Source organism: Rhodovulum sp. MB263 (assembly GCF_002073975.1).
In the GTDB taxonomy this organism is placed as follows: domain Bacteria; phylum Pseudomonadota; class Alphaproteobacteria; order Rhodobacterales; family Rhodobacteraceae; genus Rhodovulum.
The window spans coordinates 2,407,015-2,426,165 of sequence record NZ_CP020384.1 but is presented as its reverse complement, the minus strand read 5'-3'; the positions used below and the strand labels follow the sequence as shown (position 1 = coordinate 2,426,165).

At 67.0% G+C, this 19,151-nt stretch carries 17 protein-coding genes and 1 pseudogene; 14 read left to right on the top strand and 4 right to left on the bottom strand.

The features are described from left to right. The first annotated feature begins 134 nt into the window (after positions 1-134). The 3 genes from B5V46_RS11305 to B5V46_RS11295 all read left to right on the top strand — a co-directional run bounded on the left by B5V46_RS11305 (position 135) and on the right by B5V46_RS11295 (position 5,490). The gene (locus B5V46_RS11305) at positions 135-887 is read left to right on the top strand and encodes a hypothetical protein (RefSeq protein ID WP_080616696.1); all 753 of its coding nucleotides are present in this window, start codon (positions 135-137) and stop codon (positions 885-887) included. Positions 888-1,479: 592 nt separating this feature from the next. Next, a complete protein-coding gene (locus B5V46_RS11300) occupies positions 1,480-5,163 on the top strand; it encodes a vitamin B12-dependent ribonucleotide reductase (protein ID WP_080616695.1) in 3,684 nt (1,227 codons plus the stop codon). Between the two features lie 81 nt (positions 5,164-5,244). Continuing rightward, on the top strand, positions 5,245-5,490 hold the full coding sequence (locus B5V46_RS11295; protein WP_231119096.1) for a hypothetical protein: 246 nt from the start codon (positions 5,245-5,247) through the stop codon (positions 5,488-5,490). Positions 5,491-5,665: 175 nt separating this feature from the next. Here B5V46_RS11295 and B5V46_RS11290 read toward each other — a convergent pair whose 3' ends face one another. The 4 genes from B5V46_RS11290 to B5V46_RS11275 all read right to left on the bottom strand — a co-directional run bounded on the left by B5V46_RS11290 (position 5,666) and on the right by B5V46_RS11275 (position 8,379). Next, positions 5,666-6,397: a DUF1624 domain-containing protein gene (locus B5V46_RS11290; protein ID WP_231119095.1), complete on the bottom strand. Its 732-nt coding sequence runs from the start codon at positions 6,395-6,397 to the stop codon at positions 5,666-5,668. Continuing rightward, positions 6,394-7,440, bottom strand: coding sequence for a YeeE/YedE family protein (locus tag B5V46_RS11285; protein ID WP_080616693.1), 1,047 nt, complete (start codon positions 7,438-7,440; stop codon positions 6,394-6,396). Before B5V46_RS11285 ends, B5V46_RS11290 begins: the two co-directional genes overlap by 4 nt. Positions 7,441-7,509: 69 nt before the next feature. Next, positions 7,510-7,854, bottom strand: coding sequence for a helix-turn-helix transcriptional regulator (locus B5V46_RS11280; RefSeq protein WP_080618031.1), 345 nt, complete (start codon positions 7,852-7,854; stop codon positions 7,510-7,512). A gap of 132 nt (positions 7,855-7,986) precedes the next feature. Continuing rightward, the gene (locus B5V46_RS11275; RefSeq protein ID WP_080616692.1) at positions 7,987-8,379 is read right to left on the bottom strand and encodes a hypothetical protein; all 393 of its coding nucleotides are present in this window, start codon (positions 8,377-8,379) and stop codon (positions 7,987-7,989) included. A gap of 82 nt (positions 8,380-8,461) precedes the next feature. Between B5V46_RS11275 and B5V46_RS11270 the strand changes: the two genes are divergently transcribed. The 11 genes and pseudogenes from B5V46_RS11270 to B5V46_RS11220 all read left to right on the top strand — a co-directional run bounded on the left by B5V46_RS11270 (position 8,462) and on the right by B5V46_RS11220 (position 18,898). Continuing rightward, positions 8,462-9,199 (top strand): cytochrome c biogenesis CcdA family protein, encoded by a 738-nt coding sequence (locus B5V46_RS11270; protein ID WP_080616691.1) that lies wholly within the window; start codon positions 8,462-8,464, stop codon positions 9,197-9,199. A 22-nt stretch (positions 9,200-9,221) separates the two neighbouring features. Continuing rightward, positions 9,222-9,788, top strand: a complete 567-nt coding sequence (locus tag B5V46_RS11265) for a thioredoxin family protein (RefSeq protein WP_080616690.1) — start codon at positions 9,222-9,224, stop codon at positions 9,786-9,788. A 126-nt stretch (positions 9,789-9,914) separates the two neighbouring features. After that, a complete protein-coding gene (gene soxX, locus B5V46_RS11260) occupies positions 9,915-10,379 on the top strand; it encodes a sulfur oxidation c-type cytochrome SoxX (protein WP_080618030.1) in 465 nt (154 codons plus the stop codon). Between the two features lie 41 nt (positions 10,380-10,420). After that, positions 10,421-10,840 carry a thiosulfate oxidation carrier protein SoxY gene (gene soxY, locus B5V46_RS11255; protein ID WP_080616689.1) on the top strand — a complete coding sequence of 140 codons (420 nt, stop codon included), beginning with the start codon at positions 10,421-10,423 and terminating at the stop codon, positions 10,838-10,840. A 58-nt stretch (positions 10,841-10,898) separates the two neighbouring features. Beyond that, complete coding sequence (gene soxZ, locus B5V46_RS11250) at positions 10,899-11,228, top strand: thiosulfate oxidation carrier complex protein SoxZ (RefSeq protein ID WP_080616688.1); 330 nt, start codon at positions 10,899-10,901, stop codon at positions 11,226-11,228. 67 nt (positions 11,229-11,295) lie between these two features. Continuing rightward, positions 11,296-12,159, top strand: coding sequence for a sulfur oxidation c-type cytochrome SoxA (gene soxA / locus B5V46_RS11245; RefSeq protein ID WP_080616687.1), 864 nt, complete (start codon positions 11,296-11,298; stop codon positions 12,157-12,159). Between the two features lie 103 nt (positions 12,160-12,262). Then, positions 12,263-13,954, top strand: a complete 1,692-nt coding sequence (gene soxB, locus B5V46_RS11240) for a thiosulfohydrolase SoxB (protein ID WP_080618029.1) — start codon at positions 12,263-12,265, stop codon at positions 13,952-13,954. Positions 13,955-13,977: 23 nt separating this feature from the next. Beyond that, positions 13,978-15,255, top strand: a complete 1,278-nt coding sequence (gene soxC / locus B5V46_RS11235) for a sulfite dehydrogenase (protein WP_080616686.1) — start codon at positions 13,978-13,980, stop codon at positions 15,253-15,255. Next, a pseudogene (locus B5V46_RS11230) lies at positions 15,239-15,874 on the top strand (c-type cytochrome); the annotation flags it as partial. The gene soxC and the pseudogene B5V46_RS11230, both read left to right, overlap by 17 nt. 976 nt (positions 15,875-16,850) lie before the next feature. After that, positions 16,851-17,567 (top strand): cytochrome C, encoded by a 717-nt coding sequence (locus B5V46_RS11225; protein ID WP_080616684.1) that lies wholly within the window; start codon positions 16,851-16,853, stop codon positions 17,565-17,567. A gap of 65 nt (positions 17,568-17,632) precedes the next feature. Continuing rightward, on the top strand, positions 17,633-18,898 hold the full coding sequence (locus tag B5V46_RS11220; protein ID WP_080616683.1) for an NAD(P)/FAD-dependent oxidoreductase: 1,266 nt from the start codon (positions 17,633-17,635) through the stop codon (positions 18,896-18,898). Positions 18,899-19,151 lie beyond the last annotated feature (253 nt).

The following is a 19,151-nucleotide window of genomic DNA, read 5'->3' as shown; positions in this document are numbered from 1 at the left end:
TCCGTCATATCCGCTCCTTCGGGCCTGCGCAGAGGCGTTGCGCGACGCCGCCATGCCACGGCCCCGGGTTTGCCGGCTTGCCTTCGGCCCGGGCTGACGGAATGATCGGCGCGGGCAATAACGGAGCAGATCTCATGCGCGGCGTCCTTCTTCCCCTGTCACTGGGGCTGGCGGCGGTGATGGCGCCCTTTGCCCTCGCGCAGGAAACCGACGATGCGGCGCTCATGGCCGAGGCGGCCTGGGACTGGCGCCCCGGCGATCTGATTTTCAGGGACGGGCTCAACGAGAGCGACGGCGTGATCAAACGGGCCTTCGGTCTTCGGTGGGAATCGGTCGGTATCCTGCGGCCCAGCAGCGGCGGTCCCCGGGTGGTCTATGTCGATCCGTCCGAGGGGGTGACCGAAGAGATGCTCTACGTCTATGTCGACGGGCTTTCGGCCCGGGATTACGCGGTCTATCGGGTTCGCGAGGCGGGCCGGGAACAGGCCCGGCCGGGGCAGATGAACGCGGCACAGATGAACACGGCACAGATGGAAACGGGGCAGATGAACACGGGGGCGCTGGCGCAACCGGCCTTGACCGTGTTTTACGGGGCGCCCTCCGATGATGGGCTGATGCTGGGCGACGGCGCGTTCTACAGTGCCGAGCTGGTCTATGAGGCCGCCCTAAACGCCGGTATCGTGCTGGGCGCCCCGATCCGGCTGAGCGATCTTGCCGCCAATCCCGACGATCTCGACCGCGGGCTTCGTGCGCGTCTGGAAGATCACAGATATTGCCGCTACGAGCTGTCCTTCGAGGCCTGCTGGGCCAACAGTCTTGGCCAGCATGCCATCGTCACGACCGGCAGCCTGATCGGATCGGGGATGCTGGAGCGGGTCTTTCCCTGAGCGTCGGAAAACGTCTCTGACGCAAGATGCAGGGGGGGGCGCATGGCGCATCTTGTGGCGTCGGGGCGGCGCGGGGAAGCGCTCCGGTAAGGGGCGGGACAACTCCGGGAGGACCCGGCCGGCTTAGTTAACCCTCCGGGGTGTTTCTGCTTTTCGACGGCGGTCCGGGGGCGGGGCATGCTCCGGGGCCGGAACATTTTCGGACCATTTGCGTAATCCGCTCTGTGCGCGTGATTTTTCAGGCTGTGCCCGGTTTTTCCACAAGCTGTGGATGAATCAACCCGTTGTGGACCGGTGCTCAGTCAACCCCAAAAACTTGGTCTTCGGCGCAAGAATCGCGTTGACCATTCCCTTAAAAATTCGTCAATTTGTATGGGCCTGGCGCAGCGACACCAGATCTAGTGGCGATACCGACGATCGGTGACAGCGCAGAGGCAGGACAGGACATAGGCAGTTCAGGCAGCCGCGCAGGCGGGTGCAACCGGGCCGAGGGAGCGCGGCCGGGAACCTGCTGTCCTTGCCCGACGGCAGGCAAGTCAGCGAACAGGGCCCGCGTCATGCGTGGCGCAGGGAAAAAGGACGGGGCAGATCGATGAAGATCGAACGGAAATTCACCACCGAAGAGACCGGCGCTTACGGAGCGCTCGATTTCACGATGACGACCTCGGAGATTCGCAATCCCGATGGCAAGGTGGTGTTTCGGCTCGAGGAAGTCGAAGTGCCCGCCGGCTGGAGCCAGGTCGCGAGCGACGTGATCGCGCAGAAATATTTCCGCAAGGCGGGCGTGCCGGCCCGGCTGGCGAAGCTCCCCGAAGAGGGCGTGCCGGAATTCCTGTGGCGCTCGGTGCCCGATACCGGGGCGCTCGAGGCCCTGCCCGAGGCCGAGCGCTTCGGCGGTGAGACCTCGGCGCGGCAGGTCTTCGACCGGATGGCCGGGGCCTGGACCTATTGGGGCTGGAAGGGCGGCTATTTCAGCGCCGAAGAGGACGCCCGGGCCTATTACGACGAGATGCGCTTCATGCTGGCCAGCCAGATGGCCGCGCCGAACAGCCCGCAATGGTTCAATACCGGTCTGCACTGGGCCTATGGAATCGACGGGCCGGGGCAGGGGCATTACTATGTCGATTACAGGTCGGGCGAGCTGACCAAATCGACCTCGGCCTATGAACACCCGCAGCCCCATGCCTGTTTCATCCAGTCGATCAGGGACGATCTGGTCAATGAGGGCGGCATCATGGACCTCTGGGTCCGCGAGGCGCGGCTGTTCAAGTATGGCTCGGGCACCGGCACCAACTTCTCGTCGCTCCGCGCCGAGGGCGAGTCGCTGTCGGGCGGCGGCAAGTCCTCGGGGCTGATGGGATTCCTGAGGATCGGCGACCGCGCGGCGGGCGCGATCAAGTCGGGCGGCACCACGCGGCGCGCGGCCAAGATGGTGATCTGCGACATGGATCACCCCGATATCGAATCCTTCATCAACTGGAAGGTCATCGAGGAACAGAAGGTCGCGAGCCTCGTTGCCGGTTCTAAGACCCATGAGCGCCATCTGAACGCGCTGTTCGAGGCGATCCGCGCCTGGGACGGCAAGCCGGAGGATGCCTATGATCCGAAGGTCAATGCCGGGCTGAAGGCCGCGATCCGTGCCGCCAAGAAGGCGCTGATCCCGGAAGGCTATGTCAAGCGCGTGCTCGACTATGCGCGGCAGGGTTATGACGCGATCGAATTCCCAGCCTATGACACCGACTGGGACAGCGAGGCCTATGCCACCGTCTCGGGGCAGAACTCGAACAACTCGGTCCGGGTCACCGACGCCTTCCTGAAGGCGGTGAAGGCCGATGCCGACTGGGAGCTGGTGCGCCGCACCGACGGCAAGGTCGCCAAGACCGTCAAGGCGCGCGAGCTCTGGGCCCAGGTCGGCCATGCCGCCTGGTCCTGCGCCGATCCGGGCATCCAGTTCCACGACACCATCAACGCCTGGCATACCTGCCCGGCCGATGGCGAGATCCGCGCCTCGAATCCCTGCTCGGAATACATGTTCCTCGACGATACGGCCTGCAATCTGGCCTCGATGAACCTGCTGGCCTTCTGGAATGACGGCGCCTTCCTGGCCGAGGATTATGTCCATGCCACCCGGCTCTGGACGCTGACGCTGGAAATCTCGGTGATGATGGCGCAGTTCCCGTCGAAGGAAATCGCGCAGCTCTCCTATGACTTCCGCACGCTGGGTCTTGGCTATGCCAATATCGGCGGGCTCTTGATGAATATGGGGCTCGGCTATGACAGCGACGAGGGCCGTGCGCTCTGCGGCGCGCTGAGCGCGATCCTGACCGGCATCGCCTATGCCACCTCGGCCGAGATCGCGGGCGAGCTGGGCGCCTTCCCGGGGCATGAGCGCAATGCCGAGGCGATGCTGCGGGTAATCCGCAACCACCGCAACGCGGCCTGGGGCAAGGCTGTGGGCTATGACGGGCTCGCGGTGCCGCCGGTGCCGCTCGATCATGCCAACTGCCCCGATGAAGGCCTGGTCGAGATGGCGATCTCGGCCTGGGACGAGGCGCTGGTGCTGGGCGAGAAACACGGCTTCCGCAATGCGCAGGTCTCGGTGATCGCGCCCACCGGCACCATCGGGCTGGTGATGGATTGCGACACCACCGGCATCGAGCCCGATTTCGCGCTGGTCAAGTTCAAGAAGCTTGCGGGCGGCGGTTATTTCAAGATCATCAACCGCTCGGTTCCGGCCGCGCTCGAGGTGCTGGGCTATGGCCCGGCCCAGATCGAGGAGATCATCGGCCATGCGGTGGGCCATGGCACGCTCGGCAACTGCCCCGGCATCAACCACACCTCGCTGATCGGCCATGGCTTCGGCCAGGCCGAGATCGACAAGATCGAGGCGGCGCTGCCCTCGGCCTTCGACATCCGCTTCGTCTTCAACCAGTGGACGCTGGGCGAGGAGTTCTGCACCAGGGTTCTGGGCATTCCGGCCTCGAAGATGGCCGATCCGGGCTTCGAGCTTCTGCGCCATCTGGGCTTCTCGCGCGCCGAGATCGAGGCCGCCAACGACCATGTCTGCGGGACGATGACGCTGGAAGGCGCGCCGCATCTCAAGCCCGAGCATTACCCGGTCTTCGATTGCGCCAATCCCTGCGGCAAGAAGGGCAAGCGCTTCCTCAGCGTCGACAGCCACATCAGGATGATGGCGGCCGCGCAAAGCTTCATCTCGGGCGCGATCTCGAAGACGATCAACATGCCCAATGACGCGACCATCGAGGATTGCCTCTCGGCCTATGAGCTGTCCTGGTCGCTGGGGGTGAAGGCCAATGCGCTTTACCGCGACGGCTCGAAGCTCAGCCAGCCGCTGGCAGCCGCGCTGGTCGAGGATGACGAGGAGGCCGAGGAGATCCTCGAGACCGGCACACCGGCCGAGAAGGCGCAGGTCCTGGCCGAGAAGATCGTCGAGAAGGTGGTGGTCAAGGAAATCGTCCGCAGCAACCGCGAGAAGCTGCCGACCCGGCGCAAGGGCTATACCCAGAAGGCGATCATCGGCGGCCACAAGGTCTATCTGCGCACCGGCGAATATCAGGACGGGACGCTGGGCGAGATCTTCATCGACATGCACAAGGAAGGCGCGGGCTTCCGGGCGATGATGAACAATTTCGCCATCGCGGTGTCCGTGGGGCTGCAATATGGCGTGCCGCTCGAGGAATTCGTCGAGGCCTTCACCTTCACCCGGTTCGAGCCCGCGGGCATCGTGCAGGGCAATGACTCGATCAAGAACGCGACCTCGATCCTCGATTACATCTTCCGCGAACTGGCGGTCAGCTATCTCGACCGGACCGATCTGGCCCATGTCAAGCCGAAGGGCGCGGCCTTCGAGGAGCTCGGCCATGGCCATGAAGAGGGCAAGGCCAATGTCACGCCGGTCTCGGAAAGTGCCGCCTCGAAATCGCTCGAGGTGCTCCGCCAGATCAGCTCGACCGGCTATCTGCGCAAGCGCCTGCCGCAGGAGCTGGTGGTCCTGCAGGGCGGCATGAATGCGGTCGCCCTGGCCGGGGCCGCCGCGCCGGCCGCGGCCGTGCCCGGCAATGCCGCAGCCGCTGTGCCGACGGTGTCCTCTGCCACCGCCATCGTCTCTGGCACGGTACCGATGGATGCCCGGGTCAAGGCCAGGATGCAGGGCTATGAGGGCGATCCCTGCGGCGATTGCGGCAACTACACGCTGGTGCGGAACGGCACCTGCATGAAGTGCAATACCTGTGGCGCGACCAGCGGCTGCAGCTGAGACCGGCAGTCCCGGGCGCCGGGGCGGAACGATATCTAAGGCACCGGCTGAGACCGGGACCATCTGCGAAGGGAAAGACCGTTGCAACTGATCATCGGAAGCCAGATCGTCGCCAATGCCAGGCTGCGTCGCATCCCCGGCGGGATCGAGGCGCAGCTGGCGGGCGATGCGCTCAAGCGGCTGATCGACGCCACCTTCGTCGGTCGCTCGATCGAGGTGCTGGACGGCGCGCACCGGGCGCGCGGGCTCGACGTGACCGATATCCGGATGGCAGGCGCCAGCACCACGGTGACGCTGAAAAGCACCGGAGCGCGCAGCATGCATTGAGACCGGGGGCGGGTGCGCCCGCCCTTATCGCCGGGAAGGACCAGGCAAAGCCAGACGTGTCGAGCGGTAAGGACAGAGCCTGACCGGCGCGCCTCGGCCCCCCTCCATTGCGGAAGGGGGCCTTTTCTTTGTCATCGCCCTTGGCGGGCGGGGTATGCCCTGTTCGGGGTCCGGTTCAGAATGGCGCGAAGCGGGTCGCGGCCCAGAGCAGCGCGATCAGCACCGGCTGATGCAGCAGATAGATGGCGAGACTGTGCCGTCCGGGCCAGGCCAGCAGGGCGCTCAGCCGCCCGGGCGGGCCGGACAGCCGGTGCCAGAGCCCGGCCCGGCCTGCAAACCCGGCCAGCGCCATCCCGGCCAGGAATGCGGCGGCCCAGGGAAAGAGCGGCTCGAAATCGACGCTCGGGCGCGGGGTCGCGGTCAGCCCGGTCCAGTCGAGCCAGCCGCGGTCGGGCAGGGGGCCGGGGCGGGGCATCGAGAGCATGCCGAGCGCGAATGCGGCCGGAACGAGCGGCGGCAGCCTGACCAGCAAGAGCCCCAGCAGGCTTGCGGCGGCAATGGCATGCAGGATGCCGAAATAGACGAAGGAGGCCGGAAAGACCGCCCAGGTGCCGAGGCTCACCAGCGCGGCCGCAGCCAGGATGCGCAGCAGGCGGCGCAGGAAGGCGCGCGGGCGCAGCCCCCGGCCATGGGCCAGATGCAGGCTGACCCCGGCCAGGGCCAGGAAGGCCGAGGCCACGCCGACCGACAGCAGCCGGAAGCCGCCGGTGACGACGGTGCCCGGCGGCAGATGGCCGAACAGCTCGAGATCGTAGCTGAAATGGAAGACGACCATGCCGAGAAGCGCGGCGCTCCGGGCAAGGTCGAGGGCGACGATCCGGCCCGGGCTGCGGCGGGCCTCGCTCAATCGGGCTGGTACCCGGCGATCAACTGGCGCAGCCCGAAGATCGCGCCCGCGGCGATGGCGGCCAGCGTCACCGGCGCCGACCAGGCCAGCGTGGCGAAGGCGGTCAGCCCCTGACCGATGGTGCAGCCAAGCGCGAGAACGCCGCCGATCCCCATCAGCGCGGCCCCGCCGACCTGCCGGCCCAGCTCGCGCGGGTCCTCGCAGGCTTCCCAGCGGAACGACCGGCGCCGCCGCGAGCCGAGCCAGGCGCCGCCCAGCACCCCCAGCACCGAGCCCACCGAGAAGGAGAGCCCGCCCGCCGAGGAGGTCATCATCCACATCAGCGTCCGGCCGAGCGGGGCGGTGAAGGTGTGGCCCTCGACATCGACTGCGCCCAGCGTGGCCTCATGCAGCGCCGATGTCCCCCAGAGCGCGGCACTCACCGCCAGCCCGGCCGCGACCGCCCAGCCGATGCGGTGCGGCTCGGCCCGGAGCGGCCGGTGCCAGAGGCCCCAGCCCAGCGCCAGCGCCGCCAGCCCCAGCGCCAGCGCCAGCGGTGGCAGCCCGGTCAGGGCCGCCCCCGTCAGCGCAAGGCTTTGCGGCCCGTCCGAGGGCTGTTGCGGGAAGGCCAGATCGCGCAGGGGCGCCAGCGGGCCCGACAGGGTGACGAAGCCGAAGATCGAGATCACGACGACGATGACCAGCGAGCGCAGATCGCCGCCGCCGAAACGCGCCAGCGCGCCGAAGCCGCAATTGCCGGCAAGCGCCATGCCATAGCCGAAGGTCAGCCCGCCCAGAATGCTGGCAGCCGGGTTCCAGCGGATCGTGTGATAGATCGTGGCGCCGGTATCGATCTGGCCTGCCGCCGCCAGCAGCGCGGTGGTGGCGATGGCGACCCCGAGGATCACCCCCCACATCCTGAGCCGCCGCTGATCGGCGCCCCAGATCGCGGTCTCGATCGCGCCGAGCGTGCAGAAATCGCCCAGCCGGGCGGCCAGCCCCAGCACGCAGCCGGTCACGAGGCCGATCAGCGCGGCAATGGCCCCTGGCGGTATCGTCTCCATCCGTCTCCCCCTCCGGCGGTGCCGTTCGCGGGCGCCGCCTCCTTTCGGTCGCCTCCTCCCGTCGCCGCTCTAGTCCCCCGGGCGCGCGGCCGAGGCTTGCGCCGGCGCCGTGGCATTGCAGAACATGTCATGCATCAGTTCAAGCAGACGGCGGGCCTTCTCGTCGGCCAGCGAATAATAGATCGCCTTGCCCTCGCGCCGGTAGGAGACCAGCCCCTCGAGCCGCAGCCGGGCCAGCTGCTGGCTGACCGCGGCCTGACGCGAGGACAAAAGCATCTCGAGCTCTGTCACCGATTTCTCGCCGGTCGAGAGATGACACAGGATCATCAGCCGTCCCTCATGCGACAGCGCCTTTAGAAAGCTCGAGGCGCTCTCGGCATGCCGGAGCATGTCCCGGGCCTGCATTTCATCCATCGACGGAGAACCGTCGGTCTGGGTCTGGGCAATATCTGTGGCCATACGTTCCCGGGGCGCGTCAGCAACGCCCCGTCTTCTCCTCGGTTGCGGCGCTGCCTGTCGCGCGTCGCGCCCTGGCCTGCCGGATGCTCATCCCCCTTCTCCCTCGTCCGTCTGCGCCCATTCGGGCTGTCGTTGCAACAGGGCGCCGATCAGGCCCCAGAAGAAATCCTCGCCCGGGTACCCTTCGAGACGGCCGATCTCAACCCCGTCGCGCAGCAGCACGAAGGTCGGAGTGAACCGGGGTCTGGAGACAAGTCGCACGTCTTTTGGCAGATTGGCGTCCAGATCGATCCTGCGCAAGGGGGCGGTGCGGCCTTCGCGGGTCTTCGGCCAGATCGGTGCGATCTCGCGGTCCCACAGCACGCAATAGGCACAGCCGACCCGCTCGAACAGGCCGAGTTCAAGCCCGGCCCGCGCGGGCGCCCCCGCCATCAGCGCCAGCCCGGCCGCGCAGATCCCTGCCCAAAGACGAGTGGTCATTCGACCTGGGGTCATTTTTTGCTATCCCGTCATATATACAAATCGTAATATGTTTCTGCATTGGCGGCAAGGGAGGGCTGGGATGCTGGAGATTTCCTATGGGGGGGCTGCACTGGCGGGGCTTCTGTCCTTCCTCTCGCCCTGCATCCTGCCGATCGTTCCCTTCTATCTGTGTTACATGGCGGGGATCTCGATGACCGAGCTGCGCGGCTCGGACCGGATCCCGCCCGGCGCGGTGCGTCGCCTCATGGTCTCGGCCATCGCCTTCGCGCTTGGGGTGACCTCGATCTTCGTGCTTCTTGGTATGGGGGCGACCGCGCTGGGGCAGGGCTTCCGGCAATGGAAGGACGAGCTCAGCTATGTCGCCGCACTGATGCTGTTCCTGTTCGGGCTGCATTTCCTGGGCATCCTCCGCATCCCGCTCCTTTACCGCGAGGCGCGGATCGAGACCCGGGCCGAGCCCAGCACGCTGATCGGCGCCTATCTGATGGGGCTGGCCTTCGGCTTTGGCTGGACGCCCTGCGTGGGCCCGGCGCTGGCGGCGATCCTGATGGTGGCCAGCGGCATGGGCGACATTGCCCGGGGCGGGCTTTTGCTGCTGGTCTACGGGCTGGCGATGACGCTGCCCTTCGTGCTGGCCGCGGCCTTCGCCCGGCCGTTCCTGGGCTGGATGCAGCGCAACCGGCGACATCTGGGCCATGTCGAGAAGGCGATGGGGGCGATGCTGGTCGTCTTCGCGGTTCTGATCGCCACCAATTCGGTCGGCTACCTCGCGCAGGTGCTGATCGACACCGTGCCGTGGTTCACCACGCTTGGCTGACCGTGTTTCAGGGAGGAAGACCATGAGACTGACGACGCTTCTTGCCGCGGGCTTCGTTGCCCTGGCTGGGCCGGCACTGGCCGTGCCGATGGGCGATGACGGGCTGCACAAGCCCGACTGGCTGCGCGAGACCTTTCGCGACATGCGCGAGGATCTGGCCGAGGCGGCGGCCGGGAACCGGCGGATGCTGGTGATCTGGGAACAGCGCGGCTGCATCTACTGCACCCGCATGCATGAGGAGGTGTTTCCCGATCCCGGGATCGGGGCGCTGATCCGCGAGCATTACTTCGTCGTGCAGATGAACCTCTTCGGCGATGTCGAGGTGACCGATTTCGACGGCACCGTGCTGACCGAGAAGGAGATGGCGCGCCGCTGGGGGGTGATGTTCACGCCGACGATGATGTTCATGCCCGAGACCGCGCCCGAGGGCGGGACGACGGCGGCGCAGGCGGCGGTGGTCACCATGCCCGGGGCCTTCGGCAAGGGCACGACGCGGGCGCTCCTGCAATGGGTGCTCGACCGTGGCTATGAGGGCGACGAGCATTTCCAGAAATACCTGGCCCGTACCATGGCCGATCCGGGCAACTGAACCGGCGGCGGGCCGGTGTCGCATGCAAATAATTATATTTGTTGTTGCGTGCCGCGGGAGGGCTCCGCTACAGTCGGAGCGAGGAGAGACAGGGAGGAGGCTGCGGCAATGCAAGGGATCGGGTTGATGACCGCCTGCCTTGCCCTTTGGGCAAGTGTGGCGCCGGGGGCGGCCGCAGAGGTCGCGCCGCAGGCCGTCGCGGTGGATGCCCAGGGCCATGTGGCCCTGCCGCTCACCGATGCGCCGGGCGATCCGGCACAGGGGCGCCGGCTGATGACCGACCGCTCGGTCGCCAACTGCATCGCCTGTCATCAGGTCACCGAGATGTCCGACGCACAGTTTCCCGGCACGGTCGGCCCGTCGCTCGACGGGGTCGCCGCGCGCTATCCCGAGGCGATGATCCGGGGCATCCTGGTCAATTCCAAGAACGTGTTCCCCGACACGGTGATGCCCGGCTATTACCGGGTCGAGGGCTTCAACCGCCCGGGGATCGCATTCACCTCGAAGCCGATCGAAGGAGAGATCCGGCCGCTGATGACGGCCGGGCAGATCGAGGATGTCGTCGCCTATCTGATGACGCTGACGCAGTGATCGGCCCGGTCTCCGGGCATGTCCGAGCAAGGAGGGAGAAGATGGAGTTCACCAGACGAGGAGCGATGGCGCTGGGCGTCGGGCTTGCCGCGGCGCTGACGCTGCCGGCAGGGGCGGTGCAGGCGGCCGTCGAGGACAAGATCGCCGAGTTCACAGGCGGTGCCGAGGCGGGGGCCGATGGTCTTACCCTCACCACGCCCGAGATCGCCGAGAATGGCAATACCGTGCCGATCGAGGTCGACGCCCCCGGCGCGGTCGAGATCCTGGTGCTGGCCTCGGCCAACCCGACCCCCGATGTCGCGCGGGTCAGCTTCGGCCCGCTGGCCGGTGCGCAGCGCCTGTCGACCCGGATCCGGCTGGGCGGCACCCAGGAGGTGATCGCGCTCGCGAAGATGGGCGATGGCAGTTTCCGGCGCGCGGCCAATACCGTGAAAGTCACCATCGGCGGCTGCGGCGGCTGAGGTTCGGGCCAAGGCTGAAGCTGAAGCTGAAGCTGAGGCGAGAGGAGGAGAACGAGACATGGCAGAAGGCGTCAAGGCCCGCGTCAAGGCCCCCAGGACGGCGGCGGCGGGTGAAACCGTGGTGATCAAGACCCTGATCAGCCACCAGATGGAATCGGGTCAGCGCAAGGACAGCGACGGCTCTCTCATCCCGCGCTCGATCATCAACCGCTTCGCGGTGGCCTTCAACGGCCAGAACGTGATCGACGTCGCGCTGGCTCCGGCGATCTCGACCAATCCCTATTTCGAGTTCGAGGCGCAGATCCCCGAGGCGGGCGACATGGTCTTCACCTGGTATGACGATGACGGCTCGGTCTACGAGGAAGTCAAGTCGATTGCCATCGGCTGAGCCGGGCTGCGAGCGGTCGTTGAGGCGCCTCCGCTGTGGCGGCGGGGGCTCCGAGGGAGGGGAAGGCATGAAGACCATGACAGGACGGCTGGCGGCTGCGGCGCTGGCCTGCTGCGGCACGCTTGGCGGTGCCGCGGTCTCGGCGGGGCCGGACGATCCGCTGGTGATCAACGAGGAGATCGAGATCGTCACCCGGGCGCCGGCGCCTGCCCATCTGGCGGACCGGTTCGACGAGATCCGCTCGGGCTGGACCTTTCGCAGCGACGATACCCAGGCGCTCGAGATGGACGATTTCGAGAATCCGGGCATGGTCTTTGTCGAGGAGGCGCGCGCGGTCTGGGACAGGCCCGAGGGGACCGAGGGCAAATCCTGTGCCGATTGTCACGGCGCTGTCGAGGAGGGCATGTACGGCCAGCGCGCGGTCTATCCGAAATATGTCGAAAGCGCGGGCAAGGTCCGCACCCTGGAACAGATGATCAATGCCTGCCGCAGCGCGCGGATGGGCGCCCCGGAATGGGATTATATCGGGGCCGACATGACGGCCATGGTCGCGCTGATCGCCTCGGTGTCGCGCGGGCTGCCGGTCAGCGTCGCCATCGACGGCCCGGCGCAGTCGACCTGGGAGAAGGGCCGCGAGATCTACTATACCCGCTATGGCCAGCTCGACCTGTCCTGCGCCAATTGCCACGAGCAGTATTTCGACCATTACATCCGCGCCGACCATCTGAGCCAGGGCCAGATCAACGGCTTTCCCAGCTACCGGCTGAAGAACACCAGGCTCAATGCCGCGCATGACCGCTTCATCGGCTGCATCCGTGACACCCGTGGCGTGCCCTTCAAGGCGGGCTCGCCCGAATTCGTGGCGCTGGAGCTTTACGTCGCCTCGCGCGGCAACGGGCTGTCGGTCGAGGGGCCGTCCGTCCGCAACTGAACGAAGGGCCCGCACCGGTTTCGGCGCGGGCCCTTTCCGACCAGAGATATTCATCTTGGCGCATATGATCTGCGCCCACGACCCGGAAGAGGAGGCCGAGACGATGATCGCGCGACGGGATTTCCTACAGGCCGCCCTTGCCGCCTCTGCCATCTGGGGGGCGTCGGGCACGGGCAACTGGGCGCGGCTTGCCGCCCGGCAGGCGCTGAGCCAGGACCGGCTCCTGGAGTTCGACAGCTTCGGCAATGTGACGCTTATCCATGTCACCGACATCCACGGCCAGCTCGTGCCCATCTGGTTCCGCGAGCCCGAGGTCAATATCGGCGTGGGGGCCGCCGAGGGGCAGCCTCCCCATGTGACGGGCGCCGATTTCCTCAGGCTCTACGGCATCCCCGCCGGCTCGCCCGAGGCCTATGCGCTGAGCTATGTCGATTTCGTCTCGCTGGCCCGGGGCTATGGCCGGATGGGCGGGCTCGACCGGGTGGCGACGGTGGTCAAGGCGATCCGCGCCGACCGGCCCGAGGCGCTGCTGCTCGATGGCGGCGACACCTGGCACGGCTCCTATACCTGCCTGCGCTCGGCCGCGCAGGACATGGTCAATGCGATGGCCTTGCTGAAACCGGACGCGATGACCAGCCATTGGGAATTCACCCTCGGCACCGACCGGGTCAACGAGATCGTCGACGGGCTCGACTTCGCCTTTCTCGGTGCCAACATCTTCGATGCCGAATGGGACGAACCGGCCTATGAGCCCTACAGGATCTTCGAGCGCGGCGGCGCGAAGATCGCGGTGATCGGCCAGGCCTTCCCCTATCTGCCCATCGCCAATCCGAAATGGATGTTCCCCGGCCTCAGCTTCGGCGTCCGCGAAGAGCGCATGGCCGAGGTGGTGGACGAGGTCCGCGGCAAGGGTGCCGATCTGGTGGTGGTGCTCAGCCATAACGGCTTCGATGTCGACCGCAAGATGGCCGGCAACGTGCCCGGCATCGACGTGATCCTGACAGGCCACACCCATGACGCGCTGCCTCAGCCGGTGATGGTCGGGCAGACCCTGCTGATCGCCTCGGGCTCGAACGGCAAGTTCGTCACCCGGCTCGACCTCGATGTGCGCGAGGGGCGGATGATGGGCTTTCGCCACAAGCTGATCCCGATCTTCTCGGACGCGATCGCGCCCGATCCCGAGATGACCGCGCTGATCGAGCGCGAGCGCGCGCCCTACAAGGACGAGATGGCCGAGGTGCTGGGCACGACCGACGGGCTGCTCTACCGTCGGGGCAATTTCAACGGCACCTGGGACGATCTGATCTGCAACGCGCTGATCGACGAGCGCGAGGCCGATATCGCGCTGAGCCCCGGGTTCCGCTGGGGGCCGAGCCTGCTTCCGGGCGATCCGATCACCCGCGAGGATCTCTATAGCGCGACCGCGATGACCTATCCGAACGCCTACCGCTCCGAGATGACGGGCGAGATGCTGCACACGATCCTCGAGGACGTGGCCGACAATCTCTTCAACCCCGATCCCTATTACCAGCAGGGCGGCGACATGGTCCGGGTCGGCGGCATGGGCTACCGGATCGACGTCACCAGGCCCCAGGGCCGGCGGATCACCGACATGACGCTGCTGAAGACCGGCGAACAGATCGATCCGGCCCGCTCCTACGTGGTTTCGGGCTGGGCCAGCGTGAACGAGGGCACCGAGGGGCCGCCGGTCTGGCAGGTGGTCGAGGATTACATCAAGCGCCAGGGCACGGTCCGGGTCGACCCGAACAAGTCTGTCGTGGTCAGTGGCGCATGAGCGGGACGAAGGAGGATGAGGCGATGACCGACCGGCCGGGCGCGCCCACGCGGCGCGGGTTTCTGAAGGCGGGGCTGGCGGGGGGCGGCGCGCTGGTCGCGGGCAAGGCGGCGGCCGAGGGCCCCGATCCGGTGATTCCCGACCCGCTGATCACCGAGACACAGCCCTGGGCGCAGATGTGGGGCGACGGTGTCGACGTGACCCCCTATGGCCTGCCCATAGACTACGAATCCGACGTGATCCGGCGCAATGTCGACTGGCTGACGGCCGACACGATTTCCTCGGTCAATTTCACCCCGATCCATGCGCTCGACGGCACCATCACGCCGCAGGGCTGCGCCTTCGAGCGCCACCATTCGGGCGCCATCGATCTGCCGAAGGAAGATTACCGGCTGATGATCAACGGGCTGGTCGAGACGCCGCTGATCTTCACCTATGCCGATCTCGAACGCTTCCCGCGGGTGAACCACACCTATTTCCTGGAATGCGCGGCCAATTCGGGCATGGAATGGGCGGGCGCGCAGCTCAACGGCGCGCAGTTCACCCATGGCATGATCCACAACATGGAATATTCCGGCGTGCCGCTGCGCACGCTCCTGCAAGAGGCCGGCGTCAGGCCCGAGGGCAAATGGGTCTATGTCGAGGGGGCGGATGCCTCCTCGAACGGCCGCTCGATCCCGCTCGAGAAGGCGCTCGACGATTGCCTCGTGGCCTTCAAGGCCAATGGCGAGGCGCTTCGCAAGGAACATGGCTATCCGGTCCGGCTCTGTGTGCCGGGCTGGGAGGGCAACATGTGGATCAAGTGGCTGCGCCGGGTCGAGGTCACGACCGAGGCCGTCGAAAGCCGCGAGGAGACCTCGAAATACACCGACACGCTGGCCGACGGCACCTCGCGCAAATGGACCTGGGCGATGGATGCGAAATCGGTCATCACCGCGCCCAGCCCGCAGGCGCCCATCACCCACGGGCCCGGGCCGCTGGTCATCACCGGGCTGGCCTGGTCGGGCCGGGGCGCGATCGAGCGGGTCGATGTGTCGCTCGATGGCGGGGCGAACTGGCAGACCGCGCGGCTGGCCCGGCCGGGGCAGAGGATGGCGCTGACCCGCTTCTATCTCGATATCGACTGGGACGGGTCCGAGATGCTGCTGCAATCGCGGGCGATGGACGAGACCGGCTATGTCCAGCCCACCAAGACCGCGCTGCGCGAGATCCGGGGGCTGAATTCGGTCTATCACAACAACGGCATCCAGACCTGGTGGGTCAAGACCAGCGGAGAGGCGGAAAATGTCGAAGTCTCGTAACCTGCCGGCCGCCGCGCTGCTTCTGGCCTTCGCCGGTCCGGTTCAGGCGGGCGATTTCGGTCTCGGCCGCCCGGCGCTGCCCGAGGAAATCGCGGCCTGGGATCTGGATGTGGCCCCCGACGGGCAGGGGCTGCCGGAAGGCTCGGGCTCGGTCGAGGATGGCGAAGAGATCTTTTCGGCCAATTGCGCCATCTGCCATGGCGAATTCGCCGAGGGCGTCGACAATTATCCCAAGCTCGCGGGTGGCGAGGGCACGCTCGACCGCGACGACCCGGTCAAGACCGTGGGATCCTACTGGCCCTATCTCTCGACCGTCTGGGATTATGTCCACCGCTCGATGCCCTTCGGCGCGGCGCAGGTGCTGACGGTCGACGAGGTCTATGCCGTGACCGCCTATATCCTCTATTCGAATTATCTGGTCGACGACGATTTCGTGCTGTCGAACGAGAATTTCCTCGAGGTCGCGCTGCCCAATGCCGAGGGCTTCATCGTGGATGACCGCGAGACGACCGAACTGCCGCGCTTCTCGCAGCCGCCCTGCATGACCGACTGCAAGCCGGAGGTCGAGATCACCATGCGCGCTGCCGTGCTCGACGTCACGCCCGAGGGGGCGGCGGCGAACTAGGCCCGGCCTCTTGAGCGGGCGCGCCGTACGGGCCCATGCGTCGCGGCCCGCAACGGCCCGCGCGCATGGCGGGCCTCTGGCCGCAGGACTGCAGTCCGGCGCGATGTGCCATGGCGCCTGGAGGGCCTTCAGGGGCCGAACGGGCGTGTCCGGGGCAAGGTCGGTTGACCGAGCCTGCGGGACCTGCGTGCCAGCCCTGATCGGGGCCCCTTGATCGCAGTCCGACGCAGCTCAGGCGGGACGCAGCGCCCGGCCGGAGACATGTATATCAGGCAGGGCCGCTGCGCCCGGAGCCTCTTTCCGGGCGTCTCGGGATCCACCGCACCGCGACGAGCCTGCCGGGCGAAAGAGGACGGCGTGGGGGCTGGTCGGTCGTATCAAAGGCGGCATGAAGACCCGGACCCATCCCGTCACGAAGCTAAGTCCGCCGGCTCGTTGCCGTCGGTCAGGAGAGCGCCGATAGCGACGCGCCGGGCGGATCGCCGGCGAGGCAATGATGACGCTCGGGTCCGCGAAACCTATCGGAGCAAGGGATAGGAACCGTCATCCAGGGGCGGACATTGCGCGGCAAGGCCGTTCGCGATGACATGCGGCGCGCGGGGCAGGCGGCGCGACCGCATCGCCTCCCGGCTCGGTCGCCTTTGGGACTGCCGCCTGGCTGCCGCCGGATTGCCGCCCGCCACGAGCGCTGTCCCAAGCTCTGCCTGACCGTCGCCGCTCTGGCTGCAGCCGTCCTCTTCGGGCCATGAGCGCCAACGAACCGGCTCGCGGAACCGGAAAGCAACGCCAAAGCCTTAACGCCGGTCTCAGGCTTTGGCGTCGCTGTCATGGGCCTGTTCTGTTGGCCCCCGGAGATGCGGCGCAGAGACCGCGACAGCCCGGCCGGGATGCGTCATTTCGTCCGCACGATTCGAGGCCCGGTGATGGAGAATCGCTTGCCTGACGCATAGCGGAATTGCATTGATTGCATATGAGGGAGGAACTGTGTCTGATCCTCGCGCTCGCTTTGGGAGGGGCGGGCGCGGGGCGGGCCGAGACACCTGTCGAGGCCATCGGCGACCCTGTCCGTGGCGCCGAGATCTGGGTCTATTGCAGCGGCTGCCATGAAATCGGTCCCGGGGCGCAGCCCGGCATCGGCCCGCCGCTGAACGGTCTGTTCGGACGGCGCGCGGCCTCGGTCCCGGACTTTCCCTATTCGCAATCGATGCGGCGGGCGGGCGATGACGGTCTGACCTGGACGCTGGAGACACTCGATGCCTATCTGGAAAACCCGCTGGTGCTGGTCTCGGGCACAAGGATGAGCTTTCCGGGGCTTGAGGACGCGGGTGAACGCGCGGACCTTCTGGCCTTCCTGCGCCGCTATTCCGACAAGCCCTCGAACATCCCCGAGGCGGCGCCGACCGCGCGCGCGGAGGAACCGCGGCTGCCCGAGGCGACGCTGGCGCTGGTGGGCGACCCGGCCTGGGGCGAATACCTCTCGAGCGAATGCACGACATGCCATCAGCGCGACGGCTCCGACCGGGGCATCCCCTCGATCACGCTCTGGCCCGAACGCAAATTCGTTCTGGCTATGCATGCCTACAAGCAGAAGCTGCGCCCGCATCCGGTGATGCGGATGATGGCCGGGCGCCTCTCGGACGAGGAGATCGCGGCGCTGGCGGCCTATTTCGGCGGGCGGGGCCTCTGACGGCCGGCCCTCACTGACAAGACGACCGGAAACGCGCGAATTCATGTCCATGGGGAGACAGAGACATGAGCCTGAACAGACGAAGCTTTCTGGGCACGGGGCTGGCGCTGGGCGCGGCGCTGTCGGCGCCCGGCGCCATCGGCCAGGCCCGGCCGCGCGTGGTGGTCGTGGGCGGTGGCGCGGGGGGCGCGACGGCCGCGCGCTATGTCGCCAAGGACAGCGGCGGCGCCATCGAGGTGGTGCTGATCGAGCCCGGCAAGAGCTATTACACCTGCTTCTTCTCGAACCTCTATCTGGGCGGGTTCCGCGAGTTCGCCTCGATCGCCCATGATTACGGGCGGCTTGCCAGCCGCTACGGCATCAACGTGATCCACGATCTCGCCGTCGATATCGACCGCGCGGCCCGCTCGGTCACGCTCGCCTCGGGCCATGCGCTGGGCTATGACCGGCTGATCGTCGCGCCGGGGATCGATTTCGTCGACGGCGCGGTGCCGGGCTGGGATCTGACGGTGCAGAACCGGATGCCGCATGCCTGGAAAGCGGGCAGCCAGACGCAATTGCTGAAGGCCCAGGTCGAGGCGATGCGCGCGGGCGGCGTCTTCTGCATGATCGCTCCGCCCGACCCGTTCCGCTGTCCGCCCGGGCCCTATGAACGGGTCTCGATGGTCGCGCATGTCCTGAAACGGCAGAACCCGACCGCCAAGATCCTGATCGTCGATCCCAAGGAGAGCTTCTCGAAACAGGCGCTGTTCGAGGATGGCTGGGCGCGCCACTATCCCGGCATGATCCAGCGCATCGGTCCCGATTTCGGCGGCGCCGATATCGAGCTGCGGCCAGCCGGCATGGAGGTCGTGATCGACGGCATGGTCGAGACGGTCGATGTCTGCAACGTGATCCCGGCGCAGAAGGCGGGCCATATCGCCGCTGTCGCGGGGCTGGCCGATGACAGCGGCTTCTGCCCGATCCTGCCGGGAACGATGCAAAGCCGGTTTGATGAAAATGTCTATGTTCTGGGCGATGCGACAATCGCCGGAGACATGCCGAAATCGGCCTTCTCGGCCAACAGCCAGGCCAAGGTGGCGGCGATGCAGGTGCACGCGGCGCTGACCGGGGCGCGGGCCTTCCCGGCGAAATACTCCAATACCTGCTGGTCGCTGATCGACAGCGAGGACGGGGTCAAGGTGGGCGCCTCCTATCAGGTCGGCGCAGACAGGATCGCCAAGGTTGACGGCTTCGTCAGCCAGATCGGCGAGGATGCCGCACTGAGGAAAGCGACCTATGAGGAAAGCCTTGGCTGGTATGCGGGCATCACGGCCGACATCTTCGGCTAGGCCCGGGGGGCGGCCTCCGGCGGTGTGCCGGGGGCTTTCTGTCCGGGGGAGAACGGGCCGGGCGCGGTGCGGGCCTAGCTCCCCCGATGCTGTGACGCAGCGTAATGCTGCGGTGCAAGGCGGCGGAATTCTGCCGGTGAGTCGCCGAGAGGTTGTCGTCAAGACGCGAATGTTCCTGACAGATGTGATATGGATTAATGCAAGGGACGCCCGTTGCCTCCTGATGCGACGAGGACGGCCCATGCGGCAGGGA

Coding starts and splice junctions, on each gene's coding strand:
- B5V46_RS11305 (WP_080616696.1), top strand. CDS start 135: ATGCGCGGCGTCCTTCTTCCCCTGTCACTGGGGCTGGCGGCGGTGATG.
- B5V46_RS11300 (WP_080616695.1), top strand. CDS start 1,480: ATGAAGATCGAACGGAAATTCACCACCGAAGAGACCGGCGCTTACGGA.
- B5V46_RS11285 (WP_080616693.1), bottom strand. CDS start 7,440: ATGGAGACGATACCGCCAGGGGCCATTGCCGCGCTGATCGGCCTCGTG.
- B5V46_RS11280 (WP_080618031.1), bottom strand. CDS start 7,854: ATGGATGAAATGCAGGCCCGGGACATGCTCCGGCATGCCGAGAGCGCC.
- B5V46_RS11275 (WP_080616692.1), bottom strand. CDS start 8,379: ATGACCACTCGTCTTTGGGCAGGGATCTGCGCGGCCGGGCTGGCGCTG.
- B5V46_RS11270 (WP_080616691.1), top strand. CDS start 8,462: ATGCTGGAGATTTCCTATGGGGGGGCTGCACTGGCGGGGCTTCTGTCC.
- B5V46_RS11265 (WP_080616690.1), top strand. CDS start 9,222: ATGAGACTGACGACGCTTCTTGCCGCGGGCTTCGTTGCCCTGGCTGGG.
- soxX (WP_080618030.1), top strand. CDS start 9,915: ATGACCGCCTGCCTTGCCCTTTGGGCAAGTGTGGCGCCGGGGGCGGCC.
- soxY (WP_080616689.1), top strand. CDS start 10,421: ATGGAGTTCACCAGACGAGGAGCGATGGCGCTGGGCGTCGGGCTTGCC.
- soxZ (WP_080616688.1), top strand. CDS start 10,899: ATGGCAGAAGGCGTCAAGGCCCGCGTCAAGGCCCCCAGGACGGCGGCG.
- soxA (WP_080616687.1), top strand. CDS start 11,296: ATGAAGACCATGACAGGACGGCTGGCGGCTGCGGCGCTGGCCTGCTGC.
- soxB (WP_080618029.1), top strand. CDS start 12,263: ATGATCGCGCGACGGGATTTCCTACAGGCCGCCCTTGCCGCCTCTGCC.
- soxC (WP_080616686.1), top strand. CDS start 13,978: ATGACCGACCGGCCGGGCGCGCCCACGCGGCGCGGGTTTCTGAAGGCG.
- B5V46_RS11225 (WP_080616684.1), top strand. CDS start 16,851: ATGAGGGAGGAACTGTGTCTGATCCTCGCGCTCGCTTTGGGAGGGGCG.
- B5V46_RS11220 (WP_080616683.1), top strand. CDS start 17,633: ATGAGCCTGAACAGACGAAGCTTTCTGGGCACGGGGCTGGCGCTGGGC.